The following is a 21,244-nucleotide window of genomic DNA, read 5'->3' on the forward strand; positions in this document are numbered from 1 at the left end:
GACAGCCGAGGACGGATGAGGCGGATGAGCAGCAACGAAGACAGGCTTCTCGAGTATCTCAAGCGCGTCACCGGAGACCTTCGCCAGGTCCGGGAGCGCCTTCGCGAGGTCGAGGAGAAGGACCAGGACCCCATCGCGATCGTCGGCATGGCGTGCCGGTATCCGGGCGGGGTGCGTTCGCCGGAGGACCTGTGGCAGCTGGTGGCCTCCGGTGGTGACGCGGTCGGTGAGTTCCCGGCGGACCGGGGCTGGGACGTGGAGGACATCTACGACCCGGACCCGGACGCGACGGGGAAGACGTACACGCGCCGCGGTGGATTCCTGTACGAGGCGGGGGAGTTCGACCCGGGGTTCTTCGGGATCAGTCCGCGTGAGGCCGTGGCGATGGATCCGCAGCAGCGGTTGCTGCTGGAGACCACGTGGGAGACGTTCGAGCGGGCGGGTATCGACGCGGAGTCGGTGCGCGGCAGCCGTACCGGAGTCTTCGTCGGCTCCGGCTACCAGGACTACGTCAACCTCCTGGTCGGGGTGGGCGGCGAGTCCGACGGCCATCTCGGCACCGGTAACTCCGCCAGCGTGATGTCCGGCCGCATCGCCTACACCTTCGGCCTGGAGGGCCCGGCGGTCACCGTCGACACGGCGTGTTCGTCGTCGCTGGTGGCGCTGCACTGGGCGATCCAGGCGCTGCGCGGCGGCGAGTGCTCGATGGCGCTGGCCGGCGGCGTGCAGGTGATGACCACACCCACCGCGTTCGTGGAGTTCAGCCGTCAGCGCGGACTGGCCCCGGACGGACGGTGCAAGGCGTTCGGCGCCGGCGCGGACGGCACCGGCTGGGCGGAGGGCGTCGGCATGCTCCTGGTGGAGCGGCTGTCCGACGCCCGCCGCAACGGGCATCAAGTACTGGCCGTGGTGCGGGGCAGCGCCGTCAACCAGGACGGTGCGTCCAACGGCCTGACCGCGCCCAACGGTCCGGCGCAGCAGCGGGTCATCCGCCAGGCCCTGGCGTCGGCCGGCCTGTCTTCCGCCCAGATCGACGTCGTGGAGGCGCACGGTACGGGGACGAGGCTGGGTGACCCGATCGAGGCGCAGGCGTTGCTCGCCACGTACGGCCGGGAGCGGCCGGAGGGCCGGCCGCTGTGGCTGGGCTCGCTGAAGTCCAACATCGGCCACGCCCAGGCCGCCGCGGGTGTCGGCGGCATCATCAAGATGGTCATGGCCATGCGCCACGGTGTCCTGCCGCGAACCCTGCACGCCGACGAGCCGACGCCCCACGTGGACTGGACGGCGGGCGACGTCCGGCTGCTGACCGAGGCCGTCGACTGGCCGGAGACCGATCACCCGCGCCGGGCCGCGATCTCGTCCTTCGGGGTCAGCGGCACCAACGCCCACACCATCATCGAACAGGCCCCGCCGGCCCAGGACGAGGAGCCCGCGGGGGATCCCGCCGACGGTCCTCTCGCGTGGGTGCTCTCCGCCAAGAGCAGTGCCGCCCTGCAGGCCCAGGCGGCCCGGCTGCTGGCCTTCGTACGGGGCGGGGTCCGGCCGCACGACGTCGGGCTGTCACTGGCCACGACCCGCGCGGCCATGCGCCAACGGGCCGCGGTCGTGGGGGAGAACCGTGAGGAGCTGCTCCTCGGGCTGCAGGACCTGGCCGCCGGGACCCCCTCCTCCCGTGTGCTGCTGGGGCGCCCGGCCGGCGGCAAGACCGGCTTCCTCTTCTCAGGGCAGGGCTCGCAGCGCCTTGGCATGGGGCGCGAGCTGTACGCGGCGTTCCCCGTCTTCGCCACGGCCTACGACGAGGTGTGCGCGCGTCTGGACGCCCCGGCCGACGTCGATGCCGAAACGCTCCACCAGACCGGGTGCACCCAGCCCGCGCTCTTCGCGGTCGAGGTGGCCCTGTTCCGCCTCCTCGAATCCTGGGGTGTGCGACCGGACTTCGTCGTGGGCCACTCCGTGGGCGAGATCGCCGCCGCGCACGTGGCCGGTGCGCTGTCCCTCGACGACGCGGCGAAGCTGGTGTCCGCCCGCGCCGCGCTGATGCAGGCCCTGCCCACGGGCGGCGCGATGGTCGCCGTGCAGGCCACCGAAGAGGAAGTCCTGCCCCACCTCACCGACGGGGTCGGTGTCGCCGCGGTCAACGGCCCCTCGTCGGTGGTGCTTTCCGGTGACGAGAAGGCGGCCCTGGCGGTCGCCGCGTCCTTCGCCGAGCAGGGGCGCAAGACGTCCCGGCTGAAGGTGAGCCACGCCTTCCACTCGCCGCTGATGGACCCGATGCTGGAGGAGTTCGCCGAGGTCGTCCGTGGACTGGCCTTCGAGGAGCCGCAGTTACCCGTCGTCTCCAACCTCACGGGTCGGCTCGTCGAGGCCTACACCCCCGAGTACTGGGTCCGGCACGTCCGTGAGGCCGTCCGCTTCGCCGACGGCGTCCGGACCCTGCACGACCTGGGCGTCAGGACCTTCGTCGAGATCGGTCCGGGCGGTGTCCTCAGCGGCATGGCGCAGGACTGCCTGGACGGCGCCGTCACGGTGCCCATGCTGCGGGCCGAGCGCCCCGAGCGGCAGGCCCTCGTCACGGCTCTGGCCCAACTGCACACGCACGGCGTGTCCGTGGACTGGAGCGCGTTCTTCGCCGGTGCGCACAGGACCGACCTGCCGACGTACGCCTTCCAGCACGAGCGGTACTGGATCGACGCCCCGGAAACCACTGCCGCCGCGGTGGCGGATCCGGTGGACGCGGAGTTCTGGGAGACCGTGGAGCGCGAGGACCTGCAGGCCCTCGCCGAGACCCTGGACATCGGGGCGGGGGACACGTTCAGCGACGTACTGCCGAGGCTGTCCTCGTGGCGGCGCCGGCGCAAGGAGCAGTCCGCCGTCGACGACTGGAGCTACCGCGAGTCGTGGAAGCGCCTGGGCGAGCTCGCTCCGGCCGCCATCGGCGGCACCTGGCTGCTGGCCGTACCCGAGGAGGAGAACGAGCGGACCGCCGCGGTCCGCACCGCGCTCACCGCTCGCGGCGCCACCCTGAGGACACTGGTCGTCGCCGCGGCGAGCGACCGCGCCGCACTGGCCGGGGAGCTGGCCGGGATCGGACCGGTCGACGGCGTGCTGTCCCTGCTCGTCACCGGCGATCCCGTGCTGCCCACCCTGCTGCTCGTCCAGGCCCTGGGCGACGCGGGCGTCGACGCCCCGCTGTGGTGCCTCACCTCGGGCGCGGTGGCGGTGAGCGGCTCGGACACCGTACGCGACGCCCGGCACGCCCAGGTCTGGGGCCTGGGCCGCACGGTCGCCCTCGAACAGCCCCGGCGCTGGGGCGGCCTGATCGACCTGCCGGAGACCGTCGACGACCAGGCCGCCGCACGCCTGACCGACATCCTGGGGCAGGGGCTGACCGGTCGGTGGGAGGAGGACCAGCTCGCCGTCCGCACCTCGGGCGTCTTCGCCCGGCGGCTCGCCCACGCACCGGCACGGCCGGCCAGCCGCCGCTGGCAGCCCCGCGGGACCGTCCTCGTCACCGGTGGCACGGGCGCGCTCGGCGGCCACGTCGCCCGCTGGCTGGCGCGCGGCGGCGCCGAACACCTCGTCCTCACGAGCCGCCGGGGCGCGGAGGCACCGGGCGCCGCCGCCCTGCGGGACGAACTGGAGGCCCTCGGCGCCCGCGTCACGCTCGCCGCCTGCGACGTGGCCGACCGCGACGCCGTGGCGGCCCTGCTCGCCGAGCACGCCTTCACCGCCGTCGTGCACGCCGCCGGGGTCGCCGACGCGGGCATGGTGGACGCCACCAGCCCTGCCGCCTTCGCCGCCGCGCTCGCCGCCAAGGCCGGTGGCGCGGCACACCTGGACGAACTCCTGGGCGACGCGGAACTGGACGCCTTCGTCCTCTTCTCCTCCATCTCCGGCGTCTGGGGCAGCGGCGGCCAGGCCGCCTACGCCGCCGGCAACGCCTTCCTCGACGGTCTCGCCCGGCAGCGCCGCGACCGCGGCCTCACCGCGACCGCCGTCTCCTGGGGCCCCTGGGCCGACGGCGGCATGGTCGAGGACGGCGACGACGAGGAGCGGCTGCGCCGCCGCGGCCTCAGCGCGATGGCCCCCGCCTCGGCGATCACCGCCCTGCAGCGCGCGCTCGACCGCGACGAGACCCTGCTGACCGTGGCCGACGTGGACTGGTCGCGCTTCATCGTGCCGTTCACCCTCGGTCGGCCCAGTCCGCTGCTCGGCGACCTCCCCGAGGTGCGCGCGGCGCTCGACCAGGACGCCCCCGGGACGGGCCACGGCTCCGGGGCGCTCGCCGAGAGCCTGGCCGGGCTGTCGTACGAAGACCGCGCACGCGCCCTCGTGGACCTCGTGCGCACGCATGCCGCCGCCGTCCTCGGCCACTGCGGAGCGGGCGCCGTCGAGGCCGACCGGCCCTTCCGGGACCTCGGCTTCGACTCCCTGACCGCGGTGGAACTGCGCAACCGGATCAACGAGGCCACCGGTCTCGCCCTGCCCACGACGCTGGTCTTCGACCACCCCACGGCCGCGGACCTCGCCGCCCACCTGCTCGCCGAACTCACCGGCGGCCACGACGAGACGGCCACGCCCGCGGCGATCGCCGCGGCGCTGGACGAGCCGATCGCCATCATCTCGATGGCCTGCCGCTACCCCGGCGGGGTGCGCTCGCCCGAGGACCTGTGGGAGCTGGTCGCCTCCGGCCGCGACGCGATCACCCGCTTCCCCGGGAACCGCGGCTGGGACGTCGAGGCGCTCTACCACCCGGACCCCGACCACCCCGGCACCACCTACACCACCCAGGGTGGATTCCTGCACGACGCGGACGAGTTCGACCCCGCGGTCTTCGGAATCAGCCCCCGTGAGGCCGTCGCCATGGACCCGCAGCAGCGCCTGCTGCTGGAGACCACCTGGGAGGCCTTCGAGCGCGCCGGAATCGCCCCCGACGCGATGCGCTCCACCGCCACGGGCGTCTTCGTCGGCTCCGGCTACCAGGACTACACGGGCCGCCCGCTCAAGGTGCCCGACGGTGTCGAGGGCTACCTCCCCAGCGGCAACGCGGCCAGTGTGATCTCCGGCCGGCTCTCCTACACCTTCGGCCTGCAGGGGCCGTCGGTCACCGTCGACACCGCGTGCTCGTCCTCACTGACCGCCCTGCACCTCGCCGTTCAGGCACTGCGGGGCGGCGAGTGCTCCATGGCACTGGCCGGCGGTGTGATGGTGATGGCCGGACCGTCCGCGTTCACGATGTCGAGCCGGCAGCGCGCGCTGTCCGCCGACGGCCGCTGCAAGGCGTTCTCCTCGTCCGCCGACGGCACCGGCTTCGCCGAGGGCGTGGGCCTGGTCCTGGTGGAGCGGCTGTCCGACGCCCGCCGCAACGGGCACGAGGTCCTGGCCGTCGTGCGGGGCAGCGCCGTCAACCAGGACGGCGCCTCCAACGGCCTGACCGCGCCCAGCGGCAAGGCCCAGCAGCAGGTCATCCGGCAGGCGCTGGCCAATGCCCGGCTCGACCCGGACGAGGTGGACGCCGTGGAGGCCCACGGCACCGGAACCCGGCTCGGCGACCCGATCGAGGCGCAGGCCCTGCTGGCCACGTACGGCAAGGAGCGCCCCGCGGACCGGCCGCTGTGGCTGGGCTCGCTGAAGTCCAACATCGGCCACGCGCAGGCGGCCGCGGGTGTCGGTGGCGTCATCAAGATGGTCATGGCCCTCCGCAACGGCGTCCTGCCACGGACCCTGCACGTCGACGAGCCGACCCCGGACGTCGACTGGGCCGGCGGGAGCGTGCGCCTGCTCACCGAGCAGACCGCCTGGCCCGACCAGCACAGGCCCCGGCGCGCGGCCGTCTCCTCGTTCGGGATGAGCGGCACCAACGTGCACACCATCATCGAGCAGGCCCCGAAGACCGCGCCCGCCGCCGAGGACGAGCAGGACCCCGCACCGCGGGACGCGACCGCCGCCCGGCCCCTGGACGTGTTCCCGTGGGCGCTGTCCGCGAAGACCGCCGGGTCCCTGCGCGAGCAGGCCCGCCGACTGCTGAACCACCTCGACCGCAGCGAAGGGCTCTCCCTGCCCGATGTCGGCCGCGCCCTCGTCACCACCCGGACGCAGCTGGAACACCGGGCCGTGGTCGTCGGCCGTGACCGGCACGAGCTGCGGGGCGGGCTCGCGGCGCTCGCCGACGGCACACCCGCGGACACCGTGGTCCAGGGCACCGCCGAGGCCTCCGGCAAGGTCGCCTTCGTCTTCCCCGGTCACGGCTCGCAGTGGGCGGAGATGGCCCGCGAACTGCTGGACACCTCCCCGGTCTTCGCCGACCAGGTGAAGGCCTGCGCCGAGGCGTTCGCCCCCTATCTCGACTGGCCGCTGCTCGACGTCCTGCGTGCCGAACCCGGTGCGCCGGACGTGGCCGAGGTGGAGGTCGCCCAGCCCGCGCTGTTCACGGTGATGGTGTCGCTGGCCGCCCTGTGGCGTTCCCACGGTGTGACACCCGCCGCCGTCGTCGGCCACTCGCAGGGCGAGGTCGCCGCCGCGTACGTCGCGGGCGCGCTGACGCTGGACGACGCGGCCCGGATCGTGGCCCTGCGCAGCCGCTCACTGACCAGGCTCATCGGCAAGGGCGCGATGCTCGCGGTCGCCATGCCCGCCGACCGGGCCCGCGCGAGGCTGGAGAAGTACGGCGACCGGCTGTCGGTCGCCGCCGTGAACGGGCCCGCCGCCCTGACCGTCTCCGGAGAACCCGACGCGGTCGACGAACTCCTGGCGGAACTCGAAGCCGAGGGCGTGCGCGTGCGCAAGGTCCGCGGTGCCACCGGCGCCGGGCACTCCGCCCAGGTCGAGAGCCTGCGCCCCGAACTCCTGGAACTGCTGGCTCCGGTCGCCCCCGCAGCGGCGGACGTCCCCTTCTACTCCACGGTGACCGGCACCGTGCTGGACACCACCTCCCTGGACGCCGAGTACTGGTACCGCAACGCCCGCCGCACAGTCGAGTTCGAGCGGACCGTACGGGCCCTGCTGGACGACGGGCACGGGGTGTTCGTCGAGTGCAGCCCGCACCCGCTGCTGGCCGGCGCCGTGCAGGAGATCGCGGAGGAGGCCGGTGCCGACGCCGTGACCGGCGCCTCGCTGCGCAGAGGCCAGGGCGGCATGGACCACTTCCTGCGCTCCGTGTCCGAACTGCACGTGAGCGGCGTACCCGTGGACCTGACGGTCCCCTTCGCCGGGCGGCCGGTACGGCGCGTGGACCTGCCGACGTACGCGTTCCAACGGCAGCGGTACTGGCTGCAGAGCGCCGACCCGGAGCCGGCGGGCGCCGATCCGGTCGAGGCCGGGTTCTGGGAGCTGGTGGAGAACACGGACCTGTCCGGGCTCGCCGACCAGCTCGGGGCGGACGACGCGGCCCTCATCGGTCCGGCGCTGCCGGTGCTGTCCGCGTGGCGTCGGCGCAGCCGCGAGAAGTCCACGGTGGACGGCTGGCGCTACCGTGTCTCCTTCCGGCGGCTGGCCGACGACCCGGCCCCCAGCCTGGACGGCCTGTGGCTCGCCGTCATCCCCGCCGGACTGGCGGACGAGCAGTGGGCGCCCTGTGTCGTCGGCGTGCTCGGCGCCCACGGCGCCAAGGTGCGGGTCGTCGAACTCCCCGTCGACTGCGACCGCGCGCAGGCCGCGCACCGGCTCGCCGAGGAACTCGGCGGCGAACGGCCCGCCGGTGTCGTCTCGATGCTCGGCCTCGCCCCCGGCCGCCACCCGGCCCACCCGACGTTGTCCGCGAGCCTCGCCACGACCGTCACCCTGGTACAGGCGCTGGGCGACATCGACGTCCAGGCACCACTGTGGTGCGCCACCCGCGGAGCGGTGTCCACCGGAGCCACCGACCCGCTGCGCGACGCCGACCAGGCACAGCTGTGGGGCCTGGGCATCACCGCCGCACTGGAACTGCCCCGGCGCTGGGGCGGTCTCGTCGACCTGCCCGGGAAGCTGGACGAGCACGCGCTGCGCCGCCTGGCCGGAGCACTGGCCCAGCACGACGAGGACCAGCTCGCCGTGCGGGCCGACGGCGTGTACGTCCGGCGCCTGGTCCGGGCACGGCCCACCGACGAGGAGCCCGCGACACCCTGGCAGCCCCGCGGCACCGTCCTGGTCACCGGCGGAACCGGCGGCGTGGGCCGGCACCTCGCCCGCTGGCTGGCCGGCGCGGGCGCGCAGCACCTGGTGCTCACCAGCAGGAGCGGGCCCGACGCCCCCGGTGCGCGGGAACTGCACACGGAGCTGACCGCCCTGGGCGCCGAAGTGACCATCGCCGCCTGCGACATCGCCGACCGTGACGCGGTCGCGCGGCTGCTCGCCGGCATCGAGTCCCGGCACCCCCTCACCGCGGTGCTGCACGCCGCCGGCACGGCACGGTCGTCCATGCTGGCCGACGCCGGTCTCGACGAGTTCGCCGAAGCCGCGGCCGCCAAGGTCACCGGCGCCCTCCATCTCGACGAGCTGCTCGCCGGCCGTGAGCTGGACGCGTTCGTCCTCTTCGCCTCCGGCGCCGGCGTCTGGGGCAGTGGTGGGCAGGCCTCCTACGCCTCGGCCAACGCCTTCCTCGACGCCCTGGCACTGCGGCGGCGGGCCCGCGGCCTGGCCGCGACCTCGGTCGCCTGGGGCGGCTGGGCGGGCGGCGGCATGGTCGACGACGCGGTCCAGGAGCGCGGCGAGCGGCGGGGCCTGGGCGTCATGGCCCCCGAGCTCGCGATCTCCGCCCTGCGCCAGGCCGTCGAGCACGACGAGGCGGCCCTCACCGTCGCCCCCATCCACTGGGAGAAGTTCCTGCCCGCCTTCACCGTGGGACGGCCCAGCCCGCTGCTGGCCGACCTGCCCGACGTACAGCGGCTCCTGGCGGCCGAGCAGCCCGCCGGCGAGGAGACCGGCGCCCAAGCGGCGCTGGCCACCGAACTCGCCGGGCTCGCCCCGGCCGAGCAGGAGGAACGACTGCTGGAGCACATCCGCGCCCAGAGCGCAGTGGTCCTCGGTCACGCGTCGGCCGAGGACGTGCTGCCCACCGCACACTTCCTGGAGCTCGGCTTCGACTCGCTCACCGCGATCGACCTGCGCCGGCGCCTGTCGGCGGCGACCGGTCTCCACCTGCCCGCCGGACTGGCCTTCGACCATCCCACGCCCACCAGGCTCGCCAAGCACCTGCTGACGCGGCTCCAGGGCGCCGGCCGCGGCGCGGCGCAGGAGGGATCCGCCGACATGCTGGTGCAGCTCTACCGGCACGCGAGCGAGAACGGGACGGCCGCCGAGGCCATGGGGATGCTGATGGAGGCGGCCCGCTTCCGGCCCTCCTTCGAGCGGCCCGAGGAACTGGCCCAGCGCCCCGCCCCGGTACGGCTGTCGCAGGGCGACCGCCCCCTCGCGCTGATGTGCTTCTCGCCGTACGTCGTCCCGGCCGGGGCGCACCAGTACGCGCGGTTCGCCACCCCCTTCCGCGACCGGCTGGACATGTGGGCGCTGGTCCACCCCGGCTACGAGAAGGGCGAGCCGGTCCCGTCCGACCTGGACGTCGTGCTCAGCCTGCACGCGCAGACCGTACGGGAGTGCGCCGGCGGAAAGCCGGTCGTCCTGCTCGGCTACTCCTCGGGCGGCTGGATCGCCCACGGCGTGGCGGCCCACCTGGAGGCCATGGGCGAGCAGCCGGCGGCCGTGGTGATGGTCGACAGCTTCAGCCGGGAGGTCCCCTTCGACCACCGGGTGCTCAACGCGATGGCCCAGGCACAGTCGCAGCGCCTGGACTTCATGAGGTCCGGCGGCGAACAGCTCACCGCCATGGGCCGCTACATGCGCCTGTTCGACGACTGGGCCGCGCCGCGGATCGCCGCGCCGACCCTGCTCGTACGGGCGAGCGAGCCCATGCTGCCCGGCGCCGCGGACGGCGACGGGCGGGCGGCACCGCCCGAGCACGTCGACACGATCGTCGAAGTGACCGGAAACCACTACTCGATGCTGGAGGACCACGCCGGCACCACCGCGGCGGCGGTGGACTCCTGGCTGGCGGACGTCGTCCCCGACGCGTCCGGCCCCGCCGCATCCCAGGACGCAACGACCGCATGACCGCCCGCGGCCACCGCGAGCACCCCAGACCGGACAGAGCAGATGTGGGAGAGAAGACATGACGAAGGCTCTCTACGAGATAGGCGAGACCCCGCCGCTCGGTGAGGTCCCGCGGCAGATGTACGCCTCGGTGATCCGCCAGGACCGCTTCGGAGAGCCGAAGCAGGCGTTCCGCACCGAGGTCGTCGACACCCCCGCGGTGGGCCGGGGCCAGGTGCTGGTCTACGTGATGGCCGCCGGCATCAACTACAACAACGTGTGGTCCTCGCTGGGCAAGCCGGTCGACGTGATCGGGATGCGGCAGCGCCAGGGCCAGCCCGAGGACTTCCACATCGGCGGCTCGGAGGCGTCCGGCGTGGTGTGGGCCGTCGGCGAAGGCGTCCGCAACGTCAAGGTGGGCGACCACGTGCTGCTCACCAGCGGCCAGTGGGACGAGACCGCCGAGGACATCCGGCTGGGCACCGACCCTCTGGTGTCGGAGAGCATCAAGGCCTGGGGGTACGAGACCAACTACGGCTCCTTCGCGCAGTTCTGCCGGGTCGACGAGTACCAGTGCCACCCCAAGCCCGCCCATCTGTCGTGGGAGGAGTCGGCGGCCTTCCTGCTCACCGGGCCCACCGCCTACCGGCAGCTGTTCGGCTGGCAGGGCAACACGGTCCGCCCCGGTGACCCGGTGCTGATCTGGGGCGGTGCGGGCGGCCTCGGCTCGATGGCCATCCAGCTCGTCAGGCTGGCCGGCGGCATCCCGATCGCCGTGGTCTCCAGCGAGGACCGCTCCGAGTACTGCCGCCGCCTCGGGGCCCAGGGCACCATCAACCGCCGCGACTTCGAACACTGGGGCCGGCTGCCCGATGTCGGGGACGCCGAGGCGTCGGCGCGGTTCCTGCGCGGCGCTCGCGGGGTCGGCAAGAAGATCTGGGAGATCCTCGGTGAGCGCAAGTCCCCGCGGATCGTGCTGGAGCACAGCGGCCAGGACACCCTGCCGACCTCGATGTACCTGTGCGACAACGCCGGCATGGTGGTGATCTGCGGCGGCACCTCCGGCTACAACGGAGACGTCGACCTGCGCCACCTGTGGATGCGTTCCAAGCGTCTCCAGGGCTCGCACTACGCCGACACCCGCCAGTGCCGCGAGGTCATCAACCTCGTCGGCGCCGGCATGCTCGACCCCTGCCTGTCCGCCTGCGACGGCTTCCAGGACATCGGGCGCATGCACCAGATGATGCACGACAACGTGCACCCCTCCGGGAACATGGCCGTCCTGGTGAACGCGCCCCGGCGCGGCGAGACCACACTCGAACCCGCCGCGGCCTGACCGGCCCGTCGTACGAACCCCCTCCCACCAGCACAAGGAGAGTCATGCCCGAGCCCACCGCCGACGCGCCCGCCGTCCCGAAGGCCCGCAGCTGCCCGTTCCTGCCGCCGGACGGTCTCGCCGACATCAGGGCGGCCGCCCCGGTGACCCGGGCCACCTTCACCAGCGGCCACGAAGCGTGGCTGGTGACCGGCTACGAAGAGGTGCGCGCCCTGCTGCGCGACCCCTCGTTCAGCGTCCAGGTGCCCCACGCGCTGCACACCCAGGACGGTGTCGTCACCCAGAAGCCCGGCCGCGGCAGCCTGCTGTGGCAGGACGAGCCGGAGCACACCGCGGACCGCAAGCTGCTCGCCAAGGAGTTCACCGTCCGGCGCATGCAGGCGCTCCGGCCTAACATCCAGCGCATCGTCGACGAGCACCTCGATGCCATCAAGGCCCAGGGCGGCCCGGTCGACCTGGTGAAGACCTTCGCCAACCCGGTGCCTTCCATGGTGATCTCCGACCTGTTCGGTGTCCCGGTCGAGCGGCGGGCGGAGTTCCAGGAGATCGCCGAGGCGATGATGCGGGTCGACCAGGACGCCGCCGCCACCGAGGCCGCCGGCATGCGCCTGGGAGGGCTGCTCTACCAGCTCGTCCAGGAGCGCCGGGCCAACCCCGGCGACGACCTGATCTCGGCACTGATCACCACCGAGGACCCCGACGGCGTCGTCGACGACATGTTCCTCATGAACGCGGCCGGCACCCTGCTGATCGCGGCCCACGACACCACCGCCTGCATGATCGGCCTCGGTGCGGCGCTGCTCCTCGACCGCCCCGACCAGCTGGCCCTGCTGCGCGAGGACCCGTCGCTGGTCGGCAACGCGGTGGAGGAGCTGCTGCGCTACCTCACCATCGGCCAGTTCGGCGGCGAGCGCGTCGCCACCGAGGACGTGGAGCTCGGCGGCGTGCGCATCGCCCGGGGCGAGCAGGTCGTCGCGCACGTCCTGGCCGCCGACTTCGACCCCGCCTTCGTGAACGAGCCGGAGCGCTTCGACATCACCCGCCGCCCCGCCCCGCATCTGGCCTTCGGCTTCGGCGCACACCAGTGCATCGGTCAGCAACTCGCCCGGATCGAGCTGCAGATCGTCTTCGAGACCCTGTTCCGCCGATTCCCGACCCTGCGTCTGGCCAAGCCCGTCGAGGAACTCCGCTTCCGCAGCGACATGGTCTTCTACGGCGTGCACGAGCTGCCCGTCACCTGGTGACCTCCCCTCCACGAGCCCCCTCCCACAGGTGATCAGCGTCCGCGGACCGCGTGCGCTGATCACGCCTTCCGCCGCCGCGACTCTCCGGTCGCCGCGGCGGCCCAGCGCAATCCCGTTCACCGGGGCCGCTGTTCGGCCCTTCACCACGATGAACGACCGCACCGCCGATTGTTCGAAAGGCACGACATGACCGAGACCGAAATCCGCCCCACCGGATCGTCGGCCCCGTCCTTCCCCCAGGACAGGACCTGCCCGTACCAGCCGCCGAAGGCCTACGCGGAATGGCGGGGCGAGAGCCCGCTGACGCGGGTCACCCTGTTCGACGGCCGACCGGCGTGGCTGGTCACCGGGCATACCGAGGGACGGGCACTGCTCGTCGATCCCCGGCTGTCATCCGACTGGGGCCACCCTGACTTCCCCGTAGTCGTCCAGCGCACCGAGGACCGCGGCGGGCTCGCGTTCCCCTTGATCGGTGTCGACGACCCCCTGCACGCCCGGCAGCGGCGCATGCTGATCCCCAGCTTCGGCGTCAAGCGCATGAACGCCATCCGTCCCAGACTGCAGAGCCTGGTCGACCGGCTGTTGGACGACATGCTGGCGAAGGGGCCGGTCGCGGACCTGGTGTCGGCCTTCGCCCTGCCCGTGCCGTCCATGGCGATCTGCGAACTCCTCGGCGTCCCGTACGGCGACCACGACTTCTTCGAGGAGTGCTCCCGCAATTTCGTGGGCGCCGCGACGTCGGCGGAGGCCGACGCGGCCTTCGCCGAGCTGTACAAGTACTTGCACGGCCTGGTCGCCAAGAAGCAGGCCGACCCCGGGGACGGCCTGCTGGACGAGCTGATCGCACGCCAGCTGGAGGAAGGCGAGCTGGACCACGACGAGGTGGTCATGATCTCGTTCGTCCTGCTGGTGGCCGGCCACGAGACCACCGTCAACGCGATCGCCCTCGGAGCCCTCACGCTCATCCAGCACCCCGAGCAGATCGAGGTGCTGCTGCGTGACCCGGCTGCGATCTCGGGAGTGGTCGAGGAACTGCTGCGGTTCACCTCCGTCTCCGACTACATGGTCCGGATGGCCAAGGAGGACATCGATGTCGGCGGCGAGACCATCAAGGCCGGGGACGCGGTGCTGGTCTCCATCACGCTGATGAACCGCGACGCCAAGGCGTACGAGAACCCCGACACCTTCGACGCCCGGCGCAACGCGCGTCACCACGTCGGCTTCGGCCACGGCATCCACCAGTGCCTGGGGCAGAATCTAGCCCGCGCCGAGCTCGAGATCGCCCTCGGCACGCTCTTCGCCCGCATCCCGGGCCTGCGGCTGGCCGTACCCCTGGACGAGGTGCCCATCAAGGCCGGTCACGACGCCCAGGGCCCGGTCGAACTCCCCGTCACGTGGTGAGCGTCCGGGCGGAAGGAACGGAAGGAAGGGAGGCGGGCCACACCGTGCGCATCACCATCGACCGCGACCGGTGCATCGGATCCGGACAGTGCGTCATGACCGCGCCCGGCGTCTTCACCCAGGACGACGACGCGCTGGTCACTCTGGTCCCGGGACATGAGGACGGGGCGGGGGACCCGCGCGTGCACGACGTTCCCGCGGCCTGTCCGGTACAGGCGGTCGCGATCTTCGAGGACTGAACGGCACGAGCCGTGAGGCGTGGGGTCCGCGACCGTGCGGGCGGTGGCTCTCCGGGAGCCGGGCGGCCAGGGCCACCGCTTGCTGGAATCCCACGGTGGCACATCACGGGGACAGGAACCCGATGAGTCGCCTGACGGGGCAGAGCGCGGTGCCGCCACGCTCATCGGCCGGAGTCCGGCTCGTCCCGTCCGGGGCCCCGGCCCGCCCACGTGTCGTCGTCACCGTGCCCCAGCAGGTCGTGGAGCAGCGGAGTCGCGGGCAGCGCCGGGTGGAGGTACACGCGCTCGCGGCGTTGTTCGACAGCGGCCAGCAGCATCCGGAAGGTGGTCCTCGCCTCCTCGGTCCGCCCGCCGTGATATTGCGCCTGGCCCAGCAGGCCCAGGTGCAGCGGGTGGCGTATGTACGTCCTGGACTGGCCCAGTTCGGCCAGCGAGGTGTGCATGAGGGCGAGGCCGTCGTCGCGGTCTCCTGCGTGCACCAGGCCCCATCCCTTGACGACGCCCAGCATGGCCTTCCAGTAGAGAAGCCCGTGTTCGCCCGCGACCCGGACGCCCTCGGTGCTCGAGGCCAGTGCGGTGCGGGGGTCGCCCTCCCAAGCCGCCACGACCCCGTCCACGTACAGCGCGAAGGAGCGGTCGGACGGCCTGCTGTCGTACTCGGTGAGGCTCAGCAGCTCGCGTCGGCGCGCGTCGGCGGTCTGCCGGTGTCCGAGGAGCCAGTGGGTGAAGGTGTCGTAGGAGCGGCAGGAGACGCGCGGGTCGTGCTGGAAGGTACGCGCCAGCACATGACCCTCATGGGCGAAACGATCCGCCATGTCGACGCCGTGCTCCAGCTCGGCGAGTGCCTGCGGCAGCATTCCGCGCACATGCAGCACGATGCCTTCGCCGTACGCCGCACCGAGCACCGCCACGGGCTCCCGGGTCTGCCGCGAGATCTCCCGCAGCAGGCCGGACAACTGCCGTGAGGCGTCGTAGCGGCCGGTGACCAGATGGGCCGCGCACAGCGCCCAGAGCACCGACGCGTCCTCGGGGGCGTGAGTGGCCGTGTTGAGGGCGCGACCGCGCGTCAGTGCCGTCTCGGCCTCGGGGTGGCCGTAGCCGCGCGTGGTGGCGAGCACCTGGCCGAGTTGGATGTGCAGCTTCTGTTCCAACCTCACCGTGGCGGAATCGTCCGGCGGTAGGAAGCCGACCAGGTGCACTGCGCGGCGCAGCCAGATCTCCACCTGCTCGTACGCCATGGACTGCTCGGCGTGTTCCGCGGCGAGCAGCAGCCGGGGCAGCACCTCGGCGGCGGGCAGTGCACTCTTGGCGTGCCAGCTGTGATGTGCCACCCGCTCGATCTCCTCGCCCCCCACTTGCCCGCGCCTGCGTGCGTACAGCGCGTCGGCGGCCCTGGCGTGCAGGCGGTGGCGGTCCTCACGGGGGAGCTCGTCGACGAGCGTCTCCTGGACCAGGGCGTGCGCGAAGTGCAGCCGCCCCGGATGGTGCGGGTCCTCCTCGAGCAGGCCGGCACGGATGGCCGACTCAAGGCCCGCGATGACCGGTTCGTCGGGCGTGGCGGTCCGGTGCAACAGGTCGGTGTCCACCTCGGCGCCGATGACGGCGCACAGCCGGAGCACCCGCAGGACCGGCTCGGGCAGTGCGGCGAACCGCTGGTGCAGCGCCTCGCGTACGCCGGTGGGAATGTGAGCCAGGAGCGCGTCGACCGCATTCGGGCGATGGAGTTTGCGCGCATCGCCGACGAGGGAGAGCAGCTGCATCACGAAGTACGGGTTGCCTTCGCTGCGCCGGTGCAGCACCTCGACGACCTTCGGGTCCACACCAGGCCCCGCATGTGCCTCGACGAGGGCACCGACGGCCGGCAGGGAGAGGCCGCAGAGCCGCAGCGTCTCGGTCCTGGGGCCGCGCAGTACGTCGGAGACCATCCGGCGCAGCGTCGCGTCCGACTCGGCCTCGAACCTGCGGGCCGTGAGTACGATGCCGAGCGGATGGCCCTGGCAGCGGGTGCTCAGTAGCCTGAGCAGGTCGAGGGAGGCGGTGTCCGCCCATTGCAGATCCTCGAGGAGCAGCACGAGCGGGTGTTGCCCGGCGAGGGTGAGCAACACCTCGCAGACCGCGTCGTGGGCGAGGAAGCGGGCCTGGGACCAGTCCGAGGCCCATTTCGGGCCTCCGGTCCGGGCCGCCGACCGCTCGGGCATCAGTGGGCCGAGCAGGGCGCCGTACGGTTCCGTCGCCTCGCGAAAGGCGTCCGGGCGGGTGGCGGACAGCCGCCGCAGGATCTGGGTCCACAGCCAGTAGGCGGGGACACCTTCGCCGGGGAAGCAGTGGCTCCAGACCACCTCCAGCCTGGAGCCCTTCTCCTGGGCGTCCATGTTCTCCAGACGTGCCGCGAGTTCCAGCAGCAGGCGGGTCTTTCCGACTCCTGGGGGGCCGAGGACGCCGGCCACATGGCCCTGGCCCACGACCGCGCTCGCGGCGGCGGTCGTCAGGCGGTCGAGCTCCTGGCTGCGGCCGGTGAACGGCGAGGGGGTAGTCGTCCACCCCGACTCGAACCCCGGGGACCCGCAGGCCCCCGGGGCAGCCGCCGGCTCGTCTTCCGGCCCGGGCCCGGGCCGCCACTGGTCTGTCGCGGCCTGTGTCCCGGCGGCATCCGCCCGCGTGCCCGGCGGCCCATCGGTTCGTCGCTCCGGGCGCGCGTCGATACCCGTGATCCCCTCGGGTCGGACGGCCGCGCCGGATCCGTCCGTCACGTCGGCGCCGTCGGTTGCCACCACCCGGCCGTGCCCCCCGGCCGTGACGGCCGTCCCACCGCCCCCTGAGCCCTCGAAGCCCGGCGAGTCCGGTACTCCGTCGTCACCGGCCTCGTTCCCCACGAGCGGGACGCGGGACGCTGCGGTGGACTCAAGTGGTGCGGGCGACAGCCCCTTCGAGGGGGCGCTCGCTCCCGGCTCCTGGCGCAGGATCGCGTTTCTGACCCGGCGTAGTTCGGCTGCCGTGTCCACACCGAACTCCTCGACCAGATGACTGCGCGTCCGCTCGTACACCTCCAGGGCCTCGGCCTGCCGTCCGAGCTGGGACAGTGCCGTCATGAGGTGGCCGACCAACCGCTCCCGCGTGGGATGACGGCGCGCCTCCCGGTCCAGATCGGCGGCGACCTCTTCGGCCGCGCCGAGAGCCAGCCGCGCCTCCGCGCAGGACTCCACGGCGGTGAGCCGGATCTGTTCGAGTCGGGTGCACTCGTCGCTGAGCGGCGGATGGCTGTCGAACTCCGCGTAGGGCGACCCGCGCCACAGCCCCAGGGCCTCGGTGAGCCGGGCATGGGCGGTGCGCGGATCGCGCTGCTCCAGCAGCCGCCGTCCGTCGGTGACCAGACGCTCGAAGCGGCAGGCGTCGACGCGTTCGGGATCGAGATCGAGGACGTAACCGGGCGTCCGGTGACGCAGTACCGAAAGGTGGCCCGATCCCGCCACGGGATGCAGGGCCCGGCGCAGATGGGAGACATGGCTTTGGAGGGTGGCGACGGCGTGACGGGGCGCTGCGTCACCCCACAGTTCCTCGACGAGCAGTTCGGTGGGCACCACGCGGCCGAGGCGGATGAGCAACAGGGCGAGCAGAGTTCGCCGGCGTGGCGGGCCGAGTGGCAGATCCTGCCCGTTGTGCCGCGCCGACATGGGCCCCAGAACACTCAATAGGAGCTCGTCATGGATGGTTTCCGTGGGTAACACGTTTGTGGTCGGAGGTGTGGGCATGGCTGGACCCCATCGTTGTCGCGGATACGGCTGACTGACGGACGGTTTCGAGCTGGCTGTGTCCCACACCGTCTCCTGTGGATCTTGGCATAGGGAAAGCGCCTTCCGGGCTGGTCATCCGTCGATTGGCAAGAAAGCGGCGGGTTTTCGGCAAGGATTCCGACAAGGGGACCTGAAAGCGATGGCGGGCGACGGCAAGGAGCCGCCAGTGGCTCGACCAGGACCCCGCAAGGGTGGTGGCGCACGATGTCAGCATCTGGAGAACCGCTGGTCCCAGGGTCGACGACGCCCCTGGTGACGGTCCCCACGGCCGCTCACCAGCCTCCGAATTGATTTCGCGCTCAAGTTTTCTGACAGGGAGCCCTCCCTTGCTGAGTCCAGCATCTGCAGCTCCAGGCCTGTGCATGGCCAGCCTCGATAAAACCCTGACCATCCAGCAGGCGAACCAGGAGTTCTTCCGGCAGTTCAACGGCTCGTCCGAGGACATATGCGGCCGCAATTTCCGCGACGTGGTGCACCCGAGCGTGCAGCAGCCGCTGGTGCGCCAATTCTCCAATTTGCTGGAAGGGAAGCACCAGCGATTCGTCACGCCCGTCATTGCCGTGGGGCCTGGCGAGGAGTCCGCCTTCACCGTTCCCCTCACCGCGGTCGCGGTGCGCGGTGGCCTGCCCGACACGACCGCGATCCTGGTCATGATGCCCACGGCCGGAGAGGCCGAGGGCACACGTGTGGTGACCAAACGCAAGAAGATCCTCTCCGCCATGGACGCGCGTATCCTCGAAGGCATCGCCGCCGGCGTCTCCACCGTCCCCTTGGCGGCAAGCCTCTACCTCAGCCGGCAGGGCGTCGAGTACCACGTGACCTGCCTGCTGCGGAAGCTCAAGGTGCCCAACCGTGCCGCGCTGGTCTCCCGCGCCTACTCCATGGGCGTCCTCAAGGTCGGCACCTGGCCGCCCGAGGTCGTGGACGACTTCGTGAAGTGAGCGGCCACAGGGCCCGCGCCGGGCACCCGCACGCGCCGGCGGCTGTGGCAGCGTTCACCCGCGCCGAACGCGGGCCACAGGACTCGCCGCTCACACAGCGCCCGGAAAGCACAGGGCAGAACGGCTGAGTGAGTTCGCGCGCCGTGAAGGCCGGGACGGGCGCGACGGCGGTCGCTGCCCGGCTTGAGCACCTCACCAGCGCCTACCGCAAGCCCCGGGTCGACGGACACTCCGAACGGCCGTGTGATCCCCATTGTCGCGCGGCCCGGCGGACACCTGGAGCCACGCCGTGAGCGCTGCCCGCGCCCGGGAGCGGGCCGTACCACAACGCTCTCCTCCGTGCCCGGGTGACCGAACTCCGGGCCCCGCCTCCCCGAGATCAGCCCGCCAGGTCCGCACTTCATCCCCGCCCCTCGCGCGGACTCCACATGGCCCGTTCCGTCCTGCCCGTCCTGTCCCGTCCCCGCCCCGTCCCGCCCTGGGCCGTTCCGCCCCGGGCCGTTCCGCTCCGGCCGGCCCTCCGACTCGTTCTTCCCCTCCCTTCTACTCTCTTCGACGCTCAGGAGAAACACACGTGATGGCACATCAGCCTCTGTCGCGCCGCCGCATGCTCGGCCTGGCGGCCTTGGGTGCCGCCGCACTCGCGGGGCAGACCACGATCACCGCCGCACCGGCAGCCGCTGCCACCGCCACCAGTGGATCGGCCGGTACGTTCGTCCCCGCCGTCGTGGTCGGCACCGGTTACGGCGCGGCCGTCTCCGCCCTGCGTCTCGGCGAGGCAGGGGTCCCCACCCTGATGCTGGAGATGGGCCAGCTGTGGAACCAGCCCGGTCCGGACGGCAACGTGTTCTGCGGGATGCTCAAGCCCGACAAGCGCTCCAGCTGGTTCAAGACCCGCACCGAGGCCCCGCTCGGCTCCTTCCTGTGGCTCGACCTCGCCAACCGGGACATCGACCCCTACGCGGGCGTACTGGACCGGGTCAACTTCGACCAGATGTCCGTGTACGTGGGACGCGGCGTCGGCGGCGGCTCGCTCGTCAACGGCGGCATGGCGGTCACGCCCCGACGCTCGTACTTCGAGGAGGTGCTGCCCCAGGTCGACGCCGAAGAGATGTACACCAAGTACTTCCCGCGCGCGAACTCCACCCTCCGGGTCAACAACATCGACAAGAGCTGGTTCGAGCAGACCGACTGGTACACGTTCGCGCGTGTCTCGCGCCAGCAGGCCTCGAACGCGGGCCTGGGCACCACCTTCGTGCCCAACGTCTACGACTGGGACCACATGCGCCGTGAGGCGGACGGCACGGCGCCCAAGTCCGCGCTGGCCGCCGAGGTCATCTACGGCAACAACCACGGCAAGGTCTCACTCGACAAGAGCTACCTGGCGGCCGCCCTGGGCACCGGCAAGGTCACCATCGAGACACTGCACCAGGTCAAGACGATCCGTCAGCAGAACGACGGCACGTACCTGCTGACCGTCGAGCAGCGGGACCCCGACGGCAAGCTGCTCGCGACCAAGGAGATCTCCTGCCGTCACCTCTTCCTCGGCGCGGGCAGCCTCGGCTCGACCGAACTGCTGCTGCGGGCCCGGGAGACCGGCACACTCCCGAACCTCAGCTCCGAGATCGGTGGGGGATGGGGCCCCAACGGCAACATCATGACCGCCCGCGCCAACCACATGTGGAACCCCACGGGCACCAAGCAGTCGTCGATCCCCGCCCTCGGCATCGACGACTGGGACAACCCGAACACCCCCGTCTTCGCCGAGATCGCCCCCATGCCGGCGGGTGTCGAGACCTGGGTCAGCCTCTACCTGGCCATCACCAAGAACCCGGAGCGCGGCACCTTCGTCTACGACGCCGCCAAGGACCGGGCGGACCTGCACTGGACCCGGGACCAGAACGCGCCCGCGGTCGCAGCCGCGAAGTCGCTGTTCGACCGCATCAACAAGGCCAATGCCACCATCTACCGGTACGACCTGTTCGGCAAGCAGATCAAGGCCTTCGCCGACGACTTCTGCTACCACCCGCTCGGCGGCTGCGTCCTCGGCAAGGCCACCGACAACCACGGCCGCGTCGCCGGATACAAGAACCTCTACGTGACCGACGGTTCGCTCATCCCCGGCAGCATCGGTGTCAACCCGTTCGTGACCATCACGGCGCTGGCGGAGCGGAACGTGGAGCGCATCATCAAGGAGGACGTCGCGGGTTCCTGACGAGCGGTGGGC

General features: G+C 72.2%; 8 protein-coding genes. 7 read left to right on the forward strand and 1 reads right to left on the reverse strand.

The window, feature by feature from the left end:
- The first annotated feature begins 24 nt into the window (after positions 1 to 24).
- The 5 genes from ACWC94_RS33140 (at position 25) to ACWC94_RS33160 (ending at position 14,285) form a co-directional block, all read left to right on the forward strand.
- Positions 25 to 10,086 carry a type I polyketide synthase gene (locus tag ACWC94_RS33140; protein WP_450801004.1) on the forward strand — a complete coding sequence of 3,354 codons (10,062 nt, stop codon included), beginning with the start codon at positions 25 to 27 and terminating at the stop codon, positions 10,084 to 10,086.
- 58 nt (positions 10,087 to 10,144) lie between these two features.
- Positions 10,145 to 11,401, forward strand: coding sequence for a crotonyl-CoA carboxylase/reductase (ccrA, locus tag ACWC94_RS33145; protein ID WP_450801005.1), 1,257 nt, complete (start codon positions 10,145 to 10,147; stop codon positions 11,399 to 11,401).
- Between the two features lie 44 nt (positions 11,402 to 11,445).
- Positions 11,446 to 12,645: a cytochrome P450 gene (locus ACWC94_RS33150; RefSeq protein WP_450801006.1), complete on the forward strand. Its 1,200-nt coding sequence runs from the start codon at positions 11,446 to 11,448 to the stop codon at positions 12,643 to 12,645.
- Positions 12,646 to 12,831: 186 nt separating this feature from the next.
- Positions 12,832 to 14,046, forward strand: a complete 1,215-nt coding sequence (locus ACWC94_RS33155; RefSeq protein WP_450801007.1) for a cytochrome P450 — start codon at positions 12,832 to 12,834, stop codon at positions 14,044 to 14,046.
- Positions 14,047 to 14,090: 44 nt separating this feature from the next.
- Entirely contained in the window at positions 14,091 to 14,285 is a 195-nt protein-coding gene (locus ACWC94_RS33160) for a ferredoxin (protein WP_450801008.1), read from the forward strand.
- A gap of 161 nt (positions 14,286 to 14,446) precedes the next feature.
- On the opposite strand, the gene ACWC94_RS33165 is transcribed toward ACWC94_RS33160, so the two are convergent.
- On the reverse strand, positions 14,447 to 17,956 hold the full coding sequence (locus tag ACWC94_RS33165) for a BTAD domain-containing putative transcriptional regulator (protein WP_450801009.1): 3,510 nt from the start codon (positions 17,954 to 17,956) through the stop codon (positions 14,447 to 14,449).
- A gap of 482 nt (positions 17,957 to 18,438) precedes the next feature.
- On the opposite strand from ACWC94_RS33165, the gene ACWC94_RS33170 reads away from it, so the two are divergent.
- Positions 18,439 to 19,017 (forward strand): LuxR C-terminal-related transcriptional regulator, encoded by a 579-nt coding sequence (locus ACWC94_RS33170; protein ID WP_450801010.1) that lies wholly within the window; start codon positions 18,439 to 18,441, stop codon positions 19,015 to 19,017.
- Positions 19,018 to 19,594: 577 nt separating this feature from the next.
- On the forward strand, positions 19,595 to 21,232 hold the full coding sequence (locus tag ACWC94_RS33175; RefSeq protein WP_450801011.1) for a GMC oxidoreductase: 1,638 nt from the start codon (positions 19,595 to 19,597) through the stop codon (positions 21,230 to 21,232).
- Positions 21,233 to 21,244 lie beyond the last annotated feature (12 nt).

Source organism: Streptomyces sp. NPDC001135 (genome assembly GCF_053598395.1).